The organism is Endobacterium panacihumi, from assembly GCF_050847465.1.
Taxonomy (GTDB): domain Bacteria; phylum Pseudomonadota; class Alphaproteobacteria; order Rhizobiales; family Rhizobiaceae; genus Neorhizobium; species Neorhizobium panacihumi.
The window spans coordinates 201,574-216,090 of the sequence record NZ_JBOZRA010000008.1; the positions used below are offsets into that span (position 1 = coordinate 201,574).

General features: G+C 59.8%; 13 protein-coding genes. 3 read left to right on the forward strand and 10 right to left on the reverse strand.

Annotation, left to right across the window (positions count from 1 at the left end):
• Positions 1 to 121: 121 nt before the first annotated feature.
• The 3 genes from ACRQ1B_RS25880 to ACRQ1B_RS25890 form a co-directional block, all read right to left on the reverse strand.
• The gene (locus tag ACRQ1B_RS25880; RefSeq protein WP_489753113.1) at positions 122 to 1,423 is read right to left on the reverse strand and encodes a DNA polymerase IV; all 1,302 of its coding nucleotides are present in this window, start codon (positions 1,421 to 1,423) and stop codon (positions 122 to 124) included.
• A 108-nt stretch (positions 1,424 to 1,531) separates the two neighbouring features.
• Entirely contained in the window at positions 1,532 to 2,188 is a 657-nt protein-coding gene (locus tag ACRQ1B_RS25885) for a hypothetical protein (protein ID WP_432296995.1), read from the reverse strand.
• Positions 2,189 to 2,200: 12 nt separating this feature from the next.
• Positions 2,201 to 2,506, reverse strand: coding sequence for a DUF3572 domain-containing protein (locus tag ACRQ1B_RS25890; RefSeq protein ID WP_153356402.1), 306 nt, complete (start codon positions 2,504 to 2,506; stop codon positions 2,201 to 2,203).
• A gap of 162 nt (positions 2,507 to 2,668) precedes the next feature.
• On the opposite strand from ACRQ1B_RS25890, the gene ACRQ1B_RS25895 reads away from it, so the two are divergent.
• Positions 2,669 to 3,040 carry a response regulator gene (locus ACRQ1B_RS25895; RefSeq protein WP_432296996.1) on the forward strand — a complete coding sequence of 124 codons (372 nt, stop codon included), beginning with the start codon at positions 2,669 to 2,671 and terminating at the stop codon, positions 3,038 to 3,040.
• Positions 3,041 to 3,057: 17 nt separating this feature from the next.
• Complete coding sequence (locus tag ACRQ1B_RS25900; RefSeq protein WP_432296997.1) at positions 3,058 to 4,425, forward strand: PleD family two-component system response regulator; 1,368 nt, start codon at positions 3,058 to 3,060, stop codon at positions 4,423 to 4,425.
• A gap of 726 nt (positions 4,426 to 5,151) precedes the next feature.
• On the opposite strand, the gene rpmG is transcribed toward ACRQ1B_RS25900, so the two are convergent.
• The 6 genes from rpmG to topA form a co-directional block, all read right to left on the reverse strand.
• Positions 5,152 to 5,319, reverse strand: a complete 168-nt coding sequence (gene rpmG / locus ACRQ1B_RS25905; RefSeq protein ID WP_052637931.1) for a 50S ribosomal protein L33 — start codon at positions 5,317 to 5,319, stop codon at positions 5,152 to 5,154.
• A gap of 94 nt (positions 5,320 to 5,413) precedes the next feature.
• Positions 5,414 to 6,598: an MFS transporter gene (locus tag ACRQ1B_RS25910; RefSeq protein WP_432296998.1), complete on the reverse strand. Its 1,185-nt coding sequence runs from the start codon at positions 6,596 to 6,598 to the stop codon at positions 5,414 to 5,416.
• Between the two features lie 10 nt (positions 6,599 to 6,608).
• Complete coding sequence (locus ACRQ1B_RS25915; protein ID WP_432296999.1) at positions 6,609 to 7,298, reverse strand: NUDIX hydrolase; 690 nt, start codon at positions 7,296 to 7,298, stop codon at positions 6,609 to 6,611.
• Positions 7,295 to 7,771: a DUF983 domain-containing protein gene (locus ACRQ1B_RS25920; RefSeq protein ID WP_432297055.1), complete on the reverse strand. Its 477-nt coding sequence runs from the start codon at positions 7,769 to 7,771 to the stop codon at positions 7,295 to 7,297. The genes ACRQ1B_RS25915 and ACRQ1B_RS25920 overlap by 4 nt, the downstream gene beginning before the upstream one ends.
• A gap of 9 nt (positions 7,772 to 7,780) precedes the next feature.
• Positions 7,781 to 10,150, reverse strand: a complete 2,370-nt coding sequence (gene rnr / locus ACRQ1B_RS25925; protein WP_432297000.1) for a ribonuclease R — start codon at positions 10,148 to 10,150, stop codon at positions 7,781 to 7,783.
• Entirely contained in the window at positions 10,147 to 12,843 is a 2,697-nt protein-coding gene (topA, locus tag ACRQ1B_RS25930) for a type I DNA topoisomerase (RefSeq protein ID WP_432297001.1), read from the reverse strand. Before topA ends, rnr begins: the two co-directional genes overlap by 4 nt.
• A 258-nt stretch (positions 12,844 to 13,101) precedes the next feature.
• Between topA and ACRQ1B_RS25935 the strand changes: the two genes are divergently transcribed.
• The gene (locus tag ACRQ1B_RS25935) at positions 13,102 to 13,311 is read left to right on the forward strand and encodes a hypothetical protein (RefSeq protein WP_432297002.1); all 210 of its coding nucleotides are present in this window, start codon (positions 13,102 to 13,104) and stop codon (positions 13,309 to 13,311) included.
• A gap of 57 nt (positions 13,312 to 13,368) precedes the next feature.
• Here ACRQ1B_RS25935 and dprA read toward each other — a convergent pair whose 3' ends face one another.
• Positions 13,369 to 14,505, reverse strand: a complete 1,137-nt coding sequence (gene dprA, locus ACRQ1B_RS25940; RefSeq protein WP_432297003.1) for a DNA-processing protein DprA — start codon at positions 14,503 to 14,505, stop codon at positions 13,369 to 13,371.
• Between the last annotated feature and the right edge of the window lie 12 nt (positions 14,506 to 14,517).

Genomic DNA, 14,517 nt, shown 5'->3' on the forward strand with positions numbered 1-14,517 from the left:
TATTCCGACATGCTTAAGAAAGGTTTGACCGGGTCGGGGAAAATTGTCGTTTTGCAACACGATTGTCTCACGTTGCGGTGAGAGGGCGGTGACACGTACGCTGACTGCATGCCTGTTGACATCAGCGTTTGCGGTCCTTTCCGCCAAAGGTATAGCCGGTTTCCACCGCGCCCTTGCCGAATTTGTCGCGCAGCTTGTCGATCGCCGCTTCCGCCTTTGCGCGCCGGGTCGCTTGCTGGTCCACCAGGTCGGGCGGATCGGCGCGCGATGAGTCTTCGAGATCGGTCACGCCGATGCCAAGCAGGCGAAATTTTGTGCCGTCCGTCTCGCGTTCCATCAGCTGCAGGCCGGTGCGAAAAATCCGGTCGGCAAGCTGCGTCGGATCTTCCAGACGCCGGTTGCGGGTGCGGCTTTTGAAGTCCGATGTTTTCATTTTCAGAACGACGGTATGGCCGGCAATGTCGTGTCTTTTCAGCCGGGTCGAAACTTTTTCCGCAAGGCTGCGCAGGATCGGCACCAGTTGCTCGTGGCTGGAAATGTCGTCGAAAAAGGTCGTTTCTGCCGAAACGCTTTTCGCCGCCTCGTTGAGATGCACCGTGCGGTCATCGATGCCGCGCGAAAGCCGAAAAAGCCGCTGACCCATCACGCCATAACGACGCATCAGGTCGCTTTCGGCCATGGCCTGCAATTGCCCGATGGTGCGGATGCCATCGGCTTCGAGCGAGGCATTGAACGCCTTGCCGACGCCCCAAATGGTGGTGACGGGGCGGGGGGCCAGAAAATCGAGCGCCTCCGCCTTGCCGATCACGGAAAAGCCGCGTGGTTTCTGCAAGTCGGACGCGACCTTGGCCAAAAACTTGCAATAGGAGAGGCCAACCGAGATGGAGATGCCGAGTTCGCTTTCCACGCGCTTGGCAAAACGTGCCAGCGTGCGGGCCGGCGGGTCACGATGCAGGCGCTCGGTGCCGGCCAGTTCCAGAAATGCTTCATCGATTGAAAGCGGCTGCACCAATGGTGTCAGGTCCTGCATCATGGCGCGCATCTGCCTGCCGACAGTCACGTATTTTTCGATGTTGGGCTTGATCACCACCGCATCTGGACAGGCTTCCAGCGCCTTGAACATCGGCATGGCCGAGCGCACGCCGCTGATGCGGGCAATGTAACAGGCAGTGGATACGACACCACGCTTGCCGCCGCCGATGATCACCGGCTTATCGGCAAGGCTTGGATCGTCGCGTTTTTCGATGCTGGCATAAAAGGCGTCACAATCGATATGCGCCAGTGTCAGCCCGTAAAGCTCCTTGTGGCGGAGCAGACGAGGACTACCGCAGGCACGACAGCGGGTGCGGCCCTCCGGTTGTTCCGTCAGGCAGTCTCTACAAAATCCACCCGGTTTGTCTTGGCTGTCGATCTCGGTTGCCATCTTCGGAACAAATGTTGAACAAGTCGACATTAGGCCGTAGGATCAGAACTCTCAAGCGGTAAGGAAGCAGGCATGCACGACTTCCAGACCTATTTGTCGCACCGGAAATCAGCGGGGCAGCCAGTGCGCCCGGATCAGTTCTTCCGCATGCCGCCAGTTAAGGGCGCGAACGATATCGTCCTGCGGCTTCGGCGCCATCAGATGCAGCGGGCTGTCGGGCATCATGTGAATGAGCAGGCTGTCCGGCATGTGCGTACGCACGGAATGCAGGTTATGCGCCATGTCGTCGATGAACGTCGTCGGGAAAATGCGCTCGGCATTCAGCCGCCGCATGATCGGCCCCTTTGCCTCCTCGCTGGCGATCAGCGGAAATTTAAGGGCCAGCCTGTCGAGAAGGCGGCGGCGCTGTTGGCTGTAAAGCGGCGGCATGGCGGTCAGAAACACCACGTCGGCATCGGCGGACAATGCTTCCAAAGTCTGGACGACTTCGTCGATGGGCAACTGCCAATCTTCCTGCGCCTCGAAAAACGCGCCGATAAGCTGGGAAACGCCGCTCGCATCGACTTCCAGCTTCGTGTCGCTGGCAATGATATTGCCGATCAGATTGAAGGAGCGCGGCAGGAATTCGTGCCCCTGTGCGCGCAGAAATTTCTGAAACGGGTCGGCAAAATGCAAGACGACGTCGTCGACGTCGCAGACGACAAGCGGTCTGTCAGTGACGGCGACATGCGAAATATCGAGAATATCACCCGAGCCTTTGGTCATGTCGTTTCCGTTTCAGTCCATCGCCGGGCCGGAATAGTGGTGCCATGCGGCAACGACAGTTTCCGGCTTGGTATTGGTGGTTTCGCAAAAGGCCATCAGGCTCGGTTCGTGCGCCATGACGAAATCCAGCATGCCGGCAAGAAAGCCGGGATCGTTGATCGCCTGTCGCAGTTGCGGGGCCTGAATGCCGGACAGCGCCAGAAAACGGCTCATCATATCCGGCTCGCTGGCCAGCCAGCCAAGCAGGGTGACGGCGGTTTCTTCGGGGTCGACGGCTGCCGCTTTGTCTTTCTGACGCGGCTCAAGCGGTCCTTGCATGCTCTCAAGTTACCTTTTCTTCAAACAAATTACTCTAGACTGAAACGAACAAGAGTTTTTGGAATCGGTCGTGGGGTGAACTTATATCTTCGCGATAGCGTTACAAGACCGGAACCGGCCGTTCCCGGCCAACTTTCCGTGCGAAATAAGGACCGTTCATAAATGGCCAAGCAGGTTATGATCGTCGAAGACAATGAGCTGAACATGAAGCTCTTTCGCGACCTTATCGAGGCTTCCGGTTATGAGACGATTCAGACCCGCAACGGCATGGAAGCGCTGGATCTGGCCCGTAAACATCGCCCGGACCTCATCCTCATGGATATCCAGTTGCCGGAAGTGTCCGGTCTGGAAGTGACCAAGTGGTTGAAGGAAGACGACGAGTTGCATGTCATCCCCGTCATCGCCGTCACCGCTTTTGCCATGAAGGGTGACGAGGAACGGATTCGACAAGGCGGCTGCGAGGCCTATGTATCGAAACCCATCTCGGTGCCGAAGTTCATCGAAACCATCAAGACCTATCTGGGCGACGCCTAAAATTCGGGAAAATTGCCATGACGGCGCGCATCCTTGTAGTCGACGATATTCCAGCCAATGTGAAACTGCTCGAAGCCCGGCTTCTTGCTGAATATTTTGAGGTCCTTACGGCCGAGGACGGTCCAAAGGCGCTCGCCATCGTCGAAAGCACCAGCGTCGACCTCGTCCTGCTCGACATCATGATGCCGGGCATGAGCGGCTTTGAAGTGTGCGAACGCCTGAAGGCGAACCCGCGCACTGCCCATATTCCCGTGGTCATGGTGACGGCGCTCGACCAGCCATCCGACCGTGTGCGCGGCCTCAAGGCCGGCGCCGATGATTTTCTCACCAAGCCGGTCAACGATCTTCAACTCATCTCGCGCGTGAAAAGCCTTGTGCGGCTAAAGACGCTGAGCGACGAACTGCGCATCCGCTCCGAAACCGCGCGCACGATCGGCATGGAAGACATGCTCAAAGGGGACGGGCGCGAGGAGGCGGGACAGATTCTTCTCGTCGATAGCCGTGCCAGCTCGCAGGAACGCATCATCAAGGCGCTGAAGCCGATCGGCGATGTCACCGCCATGTCTGATCCGCAGGCGGCATTGTTCGAGGCGGCGGAAAACCCGATCGATCTCGTCATCGTCAACGGCAATTCCGGTGAATACGATCCTTTGCGTCTCTGCTCGCAGCTTCGCTCGCTGGAACGCACCCGTTTTATCCCGTTGCTGCTGGTCACTGATCTTGGTGACGAGGATCTGATCGTACGTGCGCTCGATCTCGGTGTGAACGACTATATCGTCCGCCCGATCGATCCGAACGAACTGGTGGCGCGCACGCTCACCCAGATCAAGCGCAAGCGCTACAATGATCGTCTTCGTTCCAGCGTACGAGAAACGATCGAACTGGCCGTCACGGATGGCCTGACGGGCCTTCAGAACCGCCGTTATCTCGACAATCATCTGAAGACGCTGTTCAACCGCGCCGCCGCGCGCGGGCGTTCGCTGTCGATCTGCCTTGTCGATATCGACCGCTTCAAGCAGGTGAACGACACCTATGGCCACGACGTTGGCGATGAGGTGCTGAAGGAATTCGCGTCGCGCATTCGCTCCACCGTGCGTGGCGCCGATCTGGCCTGTCGTTATGGCGGCGAGGAATTCGTGGTCGTCATGCCGGATACCGATGCGGCGCAGGCGGCAACGATCGCCGAGCGCCTGCGTGCCATGATCGAGACGCAGCCATTCCAGATCCGCAGTCTCGGGATCAGCCTGACGGTCACGGCATCGCTGGGCATCGCCGGAAACGAGCCGGGCGTGGAAACGCCGGATCAGCTACTCAAGCAGGCGGATCGCGCGCTCTATGAGGCTAAAAACGGCGGCCGCAATCGCGTCGTGGCCTTCGCAGCGTGAGGGACGCGAATCGAGTCGCGGGTTGCTAAACGCTGGCTGAATGACGAAATGCCTGTGGCGCAGCCGTTTCAGAGTTGTTCACAGGGCACTGGCATGAAATTGATCGTGTGAGTGATCTCCGTCATTCCAAAGATCAAAGCAAAGTAGAAACCTGCCACACAGTCGCATTTGAGTTAAATTCACTGAAAACCTGGTTGTTGTTCAGGTGTATTCCGTTAATTTGTACTTGCTAAAAATTTCATATTAACGAGTGCTTTTATTCCTAATCGGGCTAAATTGTTGAATTGAAACGTCCGATGCTCTCGTTTCGTGATTTCTTGCTGATGTAAAACATCCGTGAGTTCTCCGAAGTCGCGTCATTTTTAACCATAGCGGTGCAAAAATGCACCGCTTGTTAAGATTATGTTGCTTTTCCGGGGAATATGAGCGAGTTTGCTATCAACAAGCAGATGTTCCTAGCGGAACACGATACCCCATGATGCTCAGGTCCGCCGCATCTCCTGGGTCGTGGGGTCGGTCGATCGGCAGGCATGCCAAAAACGGTTCCTCGTGCCGTGATTGCAGGCTGATCGACCCCCAAATCAAAGCGCCGTCTCCCCCGGGAGCGGCGCTTTTTCTTTGCGCGCTTTTCCGGTGGGGCGGGAAGGGCTGGCAGAAATCCGGGCAACAAAAAAGGCGCGAAGCCGAATGGCTGACGCGCCTTAGAAGCCGAAACCTTCAGATCAATTACTTGATCTTGGTTTCCTTGAACTCGACGTGCTTCTTGGCAATCGGGTCGTACTTGGTCTTGCTCATCTTGTCGGTGAACGTACGGCTGTTCTTCTTGGTGACGTAGAAGAAACCCGTGTCGGCCGTCGACAGCAGCTTGATCTTGATGGTCGTAGCTTTCGCCATGGTTTTCTGCCTTCTGGAAAAAATGTAAGCCGTGGATGGCCAGTCGGAACCCACGGCTAAATCTGGCGCGAAATTACAAATCGCGGGCCAAAAGTCAACTCTGTTTCGACTGGAAAAGCGGTCTACTCAGGGAAACCAGCACGTAAAAGGCGAAGAAAGCCGCCAGCGCCCAGGCAAAACCGTCATTGCCAGCCACATCCATGGCCGCGCCGATTCCCTGCGGACCGGCGACAGTGCCCACCGCATAACAGAAGATGAAGGCGGCATTGGCTGCAGCAAGGTCCGGTCCGCTGAGCCGTGCGCCCAGATGTGCGAGCCCGACCGTGTAGAGGCCGGAGACGCATCCGCCCCAGAAAAACAGCACCACGGCCATCATCAGCCAGTTGTGGATGAGGAAGGGCAGGGAGAGCGCGCCAATGACACCGAGCACCGCCATGCCAAACAGCAGCGGGCGACGGTCGCGCATCTTGTCGGAGATCAGGCCAAGCGGGATCTGGAAGGCCATGTTGCCGACACCCATGATGGTGAGCAGCACGGCGGCATCCGGCTCCGGCATGTTTTCTCGCAGGGCGTAAATGGTGAACAGCGACAGGCCGCCGGCCGAAACCGCGCCAAAGGCGAATACGGCCGCCGTCGCGGAGGGCACCAGCAGGATGTAGTGGAAGAAATGCCTTTCCGGCTTCTCATTCAGCACAGGGCTTTCCCCGCGCGCGATGAAAATCGGGATGATCGCCAGAAGAATGATGATGGCGCCGACGGCAAAGGGAAGAATGCCGTCGCTGCCAAGCTTGGAAAAGAGAAGCGGCCCGAGTGCAAAGCCGACGGCCAGCATGGTCGCGTAGATGCCGAGAACAAGCCCGCGCCGGCGTGGTGGTGCTGCCTGGTTGATCCAGAATTCGGACAGGATGAACAGCATGGTGGTGGCGCCATGGAAGGTGAAGCGCAACGGGAACCACATCCAGAACGCCGTGGCGTAATAGAAACCGAGGCCGCTGATTGCCGCAATCACGATCGCCAGGATCATCGTTCGAGCGACGCCAAAGTCGTGCGCGAGTTTGGTCGTCAGCGGCGCCGCCAGCATGGAGGCGACACCGGCCATTGCCGCATTGAGGCCGATCTGTGTCGCCGGGATGCCGCGTTTTTCAAGAATGATGCTCAAAAGCGGCAGGCCGAGGCCGATGGCGATGCCGACCGCGCTGATGGCGGCAGTCGCTGCGATGAGAGATGGCCAGTGGATCTTTTCGACATGGCCGTTCTCGTCGGTCGTCGGCTGCGACATTCAACAATCCTTACAGTCGGCTGCGGACAAAACGCCCGTGACGCGTGGAATAGAAGGAAACGGAATTCTCGAAAGGCAGCGCTTTGTCCGCTTCCATCAGTCTCTTCACGTCTTCCAGCACCATTTGCGTGATGCGGGCGAGTTTCACACCCGAAATCGCTGCAATGTCAAGCCATTGCAGGTCTTCCAACTCGTCCGTATCGCGCAATTGCGTCAGGTCGAAGACGGTTTCATCGCAAAAGGCCAGAAAGAAGTGCGTATCGTAACGGCGGACATGGCCGGGTGGGGTGATGGCGCGGGCGATATAGCGCAGGCGAGAAAGGTCCGGCGCGCCACCGGCTGGCATGATGCCGGTTTCTTCCTGCACCTCCCGAAGTGCCGCAAGCGCGAGGGCGCGAGCCCGGCGATCGGTCATTCGAGCAGATGTGGCCGACAGAAGCTTTTCCAGAACACGCGGATGCAGGCTGTTGGAAAAGGGTAGAGCATGGTCGCCCGGATCGCGCCGACCGCCGGGAAAGACATAGACATCCGGCATGAAAACATGACCGCTCGAGCGCCTGCCCATCAAAACGCGGGGCGTCTTCTGCGAACGATCGACAAGGATAAGGGCGGCGGCGTCTCTCGGGCGAATGCGGCCAGCCGCCGTCTTTGCGGAGGGCTCTTCCGGTGCCGGTGTCAGGGTCACCGTCTGATCGCTCATTCCGGCGGTCCGCCCCGGCCGGGATCGACGTCGTCGCGTTCTCCGCCGAAGCCATGCATCTTCAAGGCCCATTGCAGGCCGATTACGCCGCCCTTGATGGGCTGGATGGTCAGAAGGGCGGAAAGCACCGTCAACGGCGCCCAGATGGCGAGATGCGCCCAGGGCGACATGTCCCACACCATGTCGGTCATCATGAAGCCGCCGAGCGCCACATGGCCGATGACGACGATGACAAGATAGGGTGGCAAGTCGTCGGAGCGATGATGGTGCATGTCGGCGCCGCAGTTGGCACAGGTATCGACAGGCTTCAGGAAGGCTCGGAACAGTCGACCCTCACCGCAGGCCGGGCAACGGCATTTCAGGCCGCGCAGGATGGAGCGGCCGAGTGGGCGCTCGGTCCCGCCGGCATCGCCGCCGTAGCGAACTGGTTGCCGGTTTGCCGTTTCGTCCTTGGTCGCCTCCCTGACCGTCATCATCCGTTCCTATCGTCTCGGGTGCATGCCCGCCTTGCCGCGCGCGGTACGGCGCTGGCGGCCGGCCTTGTGGAAGGAGCGTGTGCCGCCTGCCATCTTGCGGCCTTCGCTGATCATCTCGAAGCGCAGTGCACCGGCAAGCGGGATCGCCTCGACCAGCTTCACATCGACCGAATCGCCGAGCTGGAAACCGAGGCCGGATTTGTCGCCGACCAAAGCCTGATGGGCTTCGTCATAGATGAAATAGTCGCGTCCGAGCGTGGAAATCGGCACAAAGCCATCGGCACCATAGGTCGGCAACGACACGAACAGACCGGACTTGGTGACGCCCGAAACGCGGCCTTCGAATTCCTGGCCGACACGCTCCGACAAATGGTGTGCGATCAGGCGGTTGATGGTGTCGCGTTCGGCGGCCATGGCGCGGCGCTCGAAGGTGGAGATTTCCGCCGCGATATCTTCCAGCTGCGCTTCTTCCGCAGCCGTGATGGCGCCTTCGCCAAGACCCAGCGCACCGACGAGACCACGATGCACGATGAGGTCGGCATAACGGCGGATCGGCGAGGTGAAGTGTGCGTATTTCATCAGGTTGAGGCCAAAATGGCCGAGATTGTCCGGGCTGTAGATCGCCTGGCTCTGGGAGCGCAGCACCATCTCGTTGACCATGATCTGATGTGGCGTGTTGGCAGCGCTGGCGAGAATGCCGTTGAACGAATTGGCGCGCACCTGTCCGCCCTTGGCCATCGGGATGGAGAGTGTGGCCAGAAACTCGCGCAGCACTTCCTGCTTCGCGAGCGATGGCCCGTCATGGATGCGGTAGACGAGCGGCTGCTTTTTCTTTTCCAGCGTCTCGGCGGCAGCGACGTTTGCCTGGATCATCATTTCTTCGATGAGCTTGTGCGCATCAAGGCGTTCCGGGATGATCACCTTGTCGACGGTGCCGTCGGATTTCAAAACGATCTTGCGTTCCGGCATGTCGAGTTCGAGCGGTTGGCGACGGTCGCGGCCGCGCTTCATCACTTCATAGGCATGCCAGAGCGGCTTCAGGATCGGTTCCAGCAGCGGGCCGGTCTTGTCGTCCGTCTTGCCGTCGATGGCGGCCTGCGCCTGCTGGTAGGAGAGTTTTGCCGCGCTCTTCATCATGATGCGATGAAAAGTGTGGCCGGCCTTGCGGCCTTCCTTCGAAAAGGTCATGCGGACGGCAAGTGCCGGGCGGTCTTCGCCTTCGCGCAGCGAGCAGAGATCGTTGGAAATGCGCTCCGGCAGCATCGGCACGACGCGGTCGGGGAAATAGACGGAATTGCCGCGCTTCAGCGCCTCGCGGTCGAGGTCCGAGCCGGTGCGGACATACCAGGAGACATCGGCGATCGCGACGGTGACGATGACGCCGTCCGGATTGTCCGGCGAGGTATCGGGCTCAGCGTAAACGGCGTCGTCATGGTCCTTGGCATCGGCCGGGTCGATGGTGACGAGCGGCAGGCTGCGCCAGTCCTCGCGCTTCGACATGTTGGCCGATGTTGCGGCCTCGGCTTCCGCCATGACCGTCTGCGGAAAAATGTGCGGAATGCCGTGCGCATAGATGGCGATCATCGAGATCGCCTTTTCGCTGGCGACCGAGCCGACGATATTGAGCACCTTGGCGCGCGTCAGGCCAAAACGGTTGCCGCGCAGGATGTCGGCTTCGATCAGGTCGCCGTCCTTGGCATTGCCGAGATCGTCGGCGGAAATCTGCATTTCCTCGCCACGACGGTCGATCGGCATCAGCCGCGCGCCGCCTTCCGCCATCATGCGGATGACGCCGAGTGCTGCGTTCTGGCGCTTGTCGATAACCTTGATGATGCGGGCGGTATAGGCCGGGCCGGAACGGTCCTTGTTCGGAAATATCTTTGCAAGGATGCGGTCATTGAGACCAGCGGTGACCGCCTTGCCCTTGCCGCGTTTTTCCGAGCTCATGCGGATCAGCACGGCCGGTGCCGCACCGGCATCATCCGGCCATTCCGCCGGGCGACCGATCAGTTCGCCATCCTTGTCGCGTGTGGTGATGTCGAGCACCGTGACCGGGGGCAGGGCACCCGGCCGCGACAGCGACTTGCGATCCTTCTTGAGCAGGCCTTCGCTCTCGAGATCGCGCAAAACATCCTTCAGCTCGACGCGGGTTTCACCTTTCAGGCCAAACGCCTTGGCGATCTCGCGTTTGGAGGCGCGATCCGGATTGTCTGCGATAAATTCAAGCAGCACTTCGCGCGGCGGAACCGCACCGTGAACGATGCCCGAACCCTGGCTTGCGACTTTCGGTTCGCCATTGGCACGCCGGTCGGTGCGCCTGCTTTTCGGTTGGTCGCCGGTGCGGCCGGGCTTGTTCCTGTCGCGCGGAGTCTTCACGTGGTCGTCTTCTTTGCCTTGGTTGCGGCAGTTTTTGCCGGAGCTTTCTTCGCGGCCGCCTTTTTCGGTGCGGCCTTCTTGGTCTCGCCGTCAGCTGTCTTGGCAGCCGTCTTCGCCTTTGCCGGCGCCTTAGCTTTGGCCGGAGCCTTTTTCGCCTTGCCCTTGGCCGGCGTTTTGCCGCCCTTTTCGACGATCAGAGCGAGCGCTTCTTCGAGCGTCACCGACTGCGGATCCTTGCCCTTCGGCAGGGTGGCGTTGACCTTTGCCCAATTGACATAAGGGCCATACTTGCCGTCACGCACCGTGATCGGGCCGCCATCGGGATGTTCGCCGAGTTCCTTCAGCGCTGCCGGCGTGCCACGGCCACGGCCGCCCGGGCCCTTGGCTGCCTTTTCGGCAATCACGGTGACGGCGCGGTTGAGGCCGATCGAGAACACGTCCTCGATGCTTTCGAGATTGGCGTAACCACCATCATGCAGAAGAAACGGTCCGTAACGACCGAGACCTGCGGAAATCATCTTGCCGCTTTCCGGGTGCTGGCCGACGTCACGCGGCAGGTTGATCAGCGCCAATGCCTTCTCGTGATCGATATTTTCCGGCTTCCAGCCCTTCGGCAGCGACGAACGCTTGGCTTCCTTGCCTTCACCGCGCTGGATGTAGGGTCCGAAGCGGCCCGAACGCAGCGTCAGTTCCTCGCCGGTCATCGGGTCGGCACCAAGTGCCTTCGGTTCGTTCAGACCGGATGCATCCGCCTCATTGCCGTCGGACGACAGTTGGCGGGTGAAATTGCATTCCGGATAGTTCGAGCAGCCGACGAAGGCGCCATACTTGCCGAGCTTCAGCGACAGGTTTCCGGTGCCGCAGACCTGGCAGATGCGCGGATCGGAACCGTCTTCGCGTGTCGGGAAGACCAGAGGCGCGAGCGTTTCGTTCAACGCGTCGAGCACGTTGGTGACGCGCAGTTCTTTCGTGTCTTCGATCTGGGCGAAGAAATCGGTCCAGAATTCCCGCAGAACCTGTTTCCAGTCGAGTTCGCCGGCAGAAATCTTGTCGAGCTTTTCCTCGAGATCAGCGGTGAAATCGTATTCCACATACTTCGTGAAGAAGCTTTCGAGGAAGGCCGTCACCAGTCGTCCCTTGGAATGCGGGATCAGCTTGCGCTTGTCGACGACGATATATTCGCGGTCGGACAGCGTCTTGAGCGTCGCGGCGTAGGTCGAAGGACGGCCGATGCCGAGTTCTTCCATCTTCTTGATCAGCGAGGCTTCCGAATAACGCGGCGGCGGCTCGGTGAAATGCTGGGTCGAATTGACCTTGTTTTTATCGAGCTTCTCGCTGGCATTGATCTGCGGCAGACGACCATCGTCGTCGTCATCATCGCTTTTTTCGCCTTCTTCCTTCTGGTCCATGTAAGCGCCAAGGAAGCCGTCGAAACGGACGACCGAACCGACAGCACGCAGACCGGCTTTCTGACCGTTATTGTCAGCGATGATCTCGACCGTGGTGCGTTCGATTTCTGCCGACGCCATCTGACTGGCAATGCCGCGCTTCCAGATCAGGTCATAAAGACGCAACTGGTCGCCATCGAGATACTGGCGCACCTTGTCGGGCGAGCGATTGAAATCGGTCGGGCGGATGGCTTCGTGCGCTTCCTGGGCGTTTTTCGCCTTGGTGGAGTAATGGCGTGCCTTTTCCGGCAGGTAACGCTGGCCGAACTGGTCAACGATCGCGTTGCGGGCAGCGTCGATCGCTTCAGGGGCCATCTGCACGCCGTCGGTACGCATATAGGTGATCAGACCGACGGTTTCGCCGCCGATATCGACGCCTTCATAAAGCTTCTGAGCCACCTGCATGGTGCGCGAGGCGTTGAAACCGAGATTGGAGGAGGCCGCCTGCTGCAGTGTCGAGGTGGTGAAGGGCGGGCCGGGATTGCGCTTGACAGGCTTTGCCTCGACCGTATCGACCGTGTAGGCGGCACCATCCAGCAACGATTTCAGGCGACCGGCTTCCTCGCCGTTCTTGATGCCGCGCGGCGGCAGGCGCTTGCCATCGGCAGCCGTGAGCTTTGCTTCGAACTCGTCACCGCGCGGCGTCTTCAGCAGTGCCGAGAGGTTCCAGTATTCTTCCGAAACGAAACGTTCGATCTCGTTTTCGCGGTCGCAGACGAGGCGCAGCGCCACAGACTGCACGCGGCCGGCAGACCGCGCGCCCGGCAGCTTGCGCCACAGGACCGGCGACAGGTTGAAGCCGACGAGATAATCCAGTGCGCGGCGGGCGAGATAGGCATCGACCAGCGGCACGTCGATATCGCGCGGATTGGCAATGGCGTCGAGCACGGCCTTTTTGGTGATGGCGTTGAAAACAACACGTTCCACCGGCTTGTCGCCGAGCACACGCTTCTTCTTCAACACGTCGAGAACGTGCCAGGAAATGGCTTCACCTTCGCGATCCGGGTCGGTCGCGAGAATGAGGCCATCCGAGCTTTTCACGGCATCGGCGATATCCTTGATACGCTTCTGGGACTGGGCATCGACTTCCCAGGACATTTCGAAATCCTGGTCGGGCAACACCGATCCGTCCTTGGCCGGCAGATCCCGCACATGCCCGAAGGACGCCAGAACCTTGTAGCCCGAGCCGAGATACTTGTTGATGCTCTTAATTTTCCCGGGGGATTCTACGACGACAACTTTCATTCTGCTTTTCTCTGGAACGAGGCAGGCCACATAAAAACCGCGGAACAATCGCGATCAGGCCGGAAATCTGACCTCCCGACATGGAGGGCGTTTGCGCCGGGGTCAAGAGGGCACGGCCAAATTAGCTTATTCAACGGGATTCAACTTATGCGATACGGCGCGTTGAGTGCAATTTTAAATAAATGCGCTATTCCTGATGAAACGTAGTGTTGAACCGGCCGTTTGGCTGTGCTTTTCCGCTCGTTGGTAGGGGGCAGAATGATCTCGGGATTTGCACATGCCGGTGGCTCAGATGAGACGCGACAGAACATCGCCTACATCCATGAGATGCTGGGACAGTTGCGCCACGTGGCGCAGGTGGAAGGCGCCGACATGCTCTGTTACCTGATCGAGATGGCCTATGTGGAGGCGGGAGACCTGCAGGCAGGGCGGCGCCCGCTGTCATCGATCAAACGAAAGGGGCCATGATCCTGCTGCCGTTATTCAGAGCCATTTTTGGGTTTGAGTGAAACCTGATGCGCCGTGTCAGTAGGCAAGCGAAACCATTCCGCCCGAATGGCGGTGCAGCCGTCCGGCAAGGTCAAGTTCCAGCAGGATGAGATAGACCGTGGAGGCCGGCAGTTCCGTGTGGCGGATGATGTCGTCTACCTCGACCGGTGTTGGGCCGAGCGCGTTGACGATGATGCCGCGCGCGTCGTCATCCGGCGGCATCATGTCGCTGTCCCTGGCCGGTTCCTCGATGATCGGCGGTGAGAAGAGGTCGAGTTGCGAGAGCGGGGCAAACGCCGCGAGCACGTCTTCCGGCCCGGTGGTGATGATGGCGCCTTCCTTCAGCAAGCCATTCGTTCCCTGGCAGCGCGGATCGAGCGGCGAGCCGGGTACGGCAAACACCAGCCGTCCGAAATCGGCAGCCATGCGCGCGGTAATCAACGATCCCGAACGTTCCGCAGCTTCCACGACCACGACACCAAGCGAGATGCCGGCGATCAGACGGTTGCGGCGCGGAAAGTCGCGGGCACGCGGTTCCCAGCCAAACGGCATTTCGCTGACGGAGAGGCCGCTGCCGTCGGTAATGTCGTCAAGCAGGCCGAGATTTTCTGGCGGGTAGGGGCGGTCGAGGCCGCCGGCGAGAACAGCGATCGTGCCTGTATCAACGCTGGCGCGATGGGCTGCGGTATCGATGCCGCGTGCGAGCCCGGAGGTGACGACATACCCCGCGCGACCGGCGTCACGGGCGATCATGGCCGCGAATTTTGCGCCGCTGATCGAGGCGTTGCGCGAGCCGACAATGCCGACGGATGGTTTGGTGAGGGCAGACAGATTGCCTTTGACAGCGATCAGCGGAGGCGCTCCGTCGATCTGGCGCAGGGCAGGCGGATAATCCGGCTCACCGATGCCGATAAACACGGCACCATGGCGCGACGCGGTTTCCAGTTCCTGCTCGGCCTCTGAGCGGGAGACGATACGCACGGAGCGCGTGGCGCCACCGCGGCGAGAAAGTTCCGGCAGGGCTTCTATTGCCGCCTCGGCGGAGCCGAAATGATTGATGAGGTCACGAAACGTGGCGGGTCCGACATTGTCGCTGCGGATCAGCCGCAACCATGCCAGTCTCTGGCGGTCGGTCAGCGCAATTCCCGTTCGTCCTGCGCTGCTCCCCGGCATATCTCCCTTTCG

Excerpts from the sequence above, each read along its gene's own strand:
- ACRQ1B_RS25900 (WP_432296997.1), top strand. The coding sequence starts at position 3,058 with ATGACGGCGCGCATCCTTGTAGTCGACGATATTCCAGCCAATGTGAAA.
- ACRQ1B_RS25895 (WP_432296996.1), top strand. The coding sequence starts at position 2,669 with ATGGCCAAGCAGGTTATGATCGTCGAAGACAATGAGCTGAACATGAAG.
- ACRQ1B_RS25890 (WP_153356402.1), bottom strand. The coding sequence starts at position 2,506 with ATGCAAGGACCGCTTGAGCCGCGTCAGAAAGACAAAGCGGCAGCCGTC.
- ACRQ1B_RS25920 (WP_432297055.1), bottom strand. The coding sequence starts at position 7,771 with ATGACGGTCAGGGAGGCGACCAAGGACGAAACGGCAAACCGGCAACCA.
- rpmG (WP_052637931.1), bottom strand. The coding sequence starts at position 5,319 with ATGGCGAAAGCTACGACCATCAAGATCAAGCTGCTGTCGACGGCCGAC.
- ACRQ1B_RS25910 (WP_432296998.1), bottom strand. The coding sequence starts at position 6,598 with ATGTCGCAGCCGACGACCGACGAGAACGGCCATGTCGAAAAGATCCAC.
- ACRQ1B_RS25880 (WP_489753113.1), bottom strand. The coding sequence starts at position 1,423 with ATGGCAACCGAGATCGACAGCCAAGACAAACCGGGTGGATTTTGTAGA.
- ACRQ1B_RS25935 (WP_432297002.1), top strand. The coding sequence starts at position 13,102 with ATGATCTCGGGATTTGCACATGCCGGTGGCTCAGATGAGACGCGACAG.
- dprA (WP_432297003.1), bottom strand. The coding sequence starts at position 14,505 with ATGCCGGGGAGCAGCGCAGGACGAACGGGAATTGCGCTGACCGACCGC.
- topA (WP_432297001.1), bottom strand. The coding sequence starts at position 12,843 with ATGAAAGTTGTCGTCGTAGAATCCCCCGGGAAAATTAAGAGCATCAAC.
- ACRQ1B_RS25915 (WP_432296999.1), bottom strand. The coding sequence starts at position 7,298 with ATGAGCGATCAGACGGTGACCCTGACACCGGCACCGGAAGAGCCCTCC.
- ACRQ1B_RS25885 (WP_432296995.1), bottom strand. The coding sequence starts at position 2,188 with ATGACCAAAGGCTCGGGTGATATTCTCGATATTTCGCATGTCGCCGTC.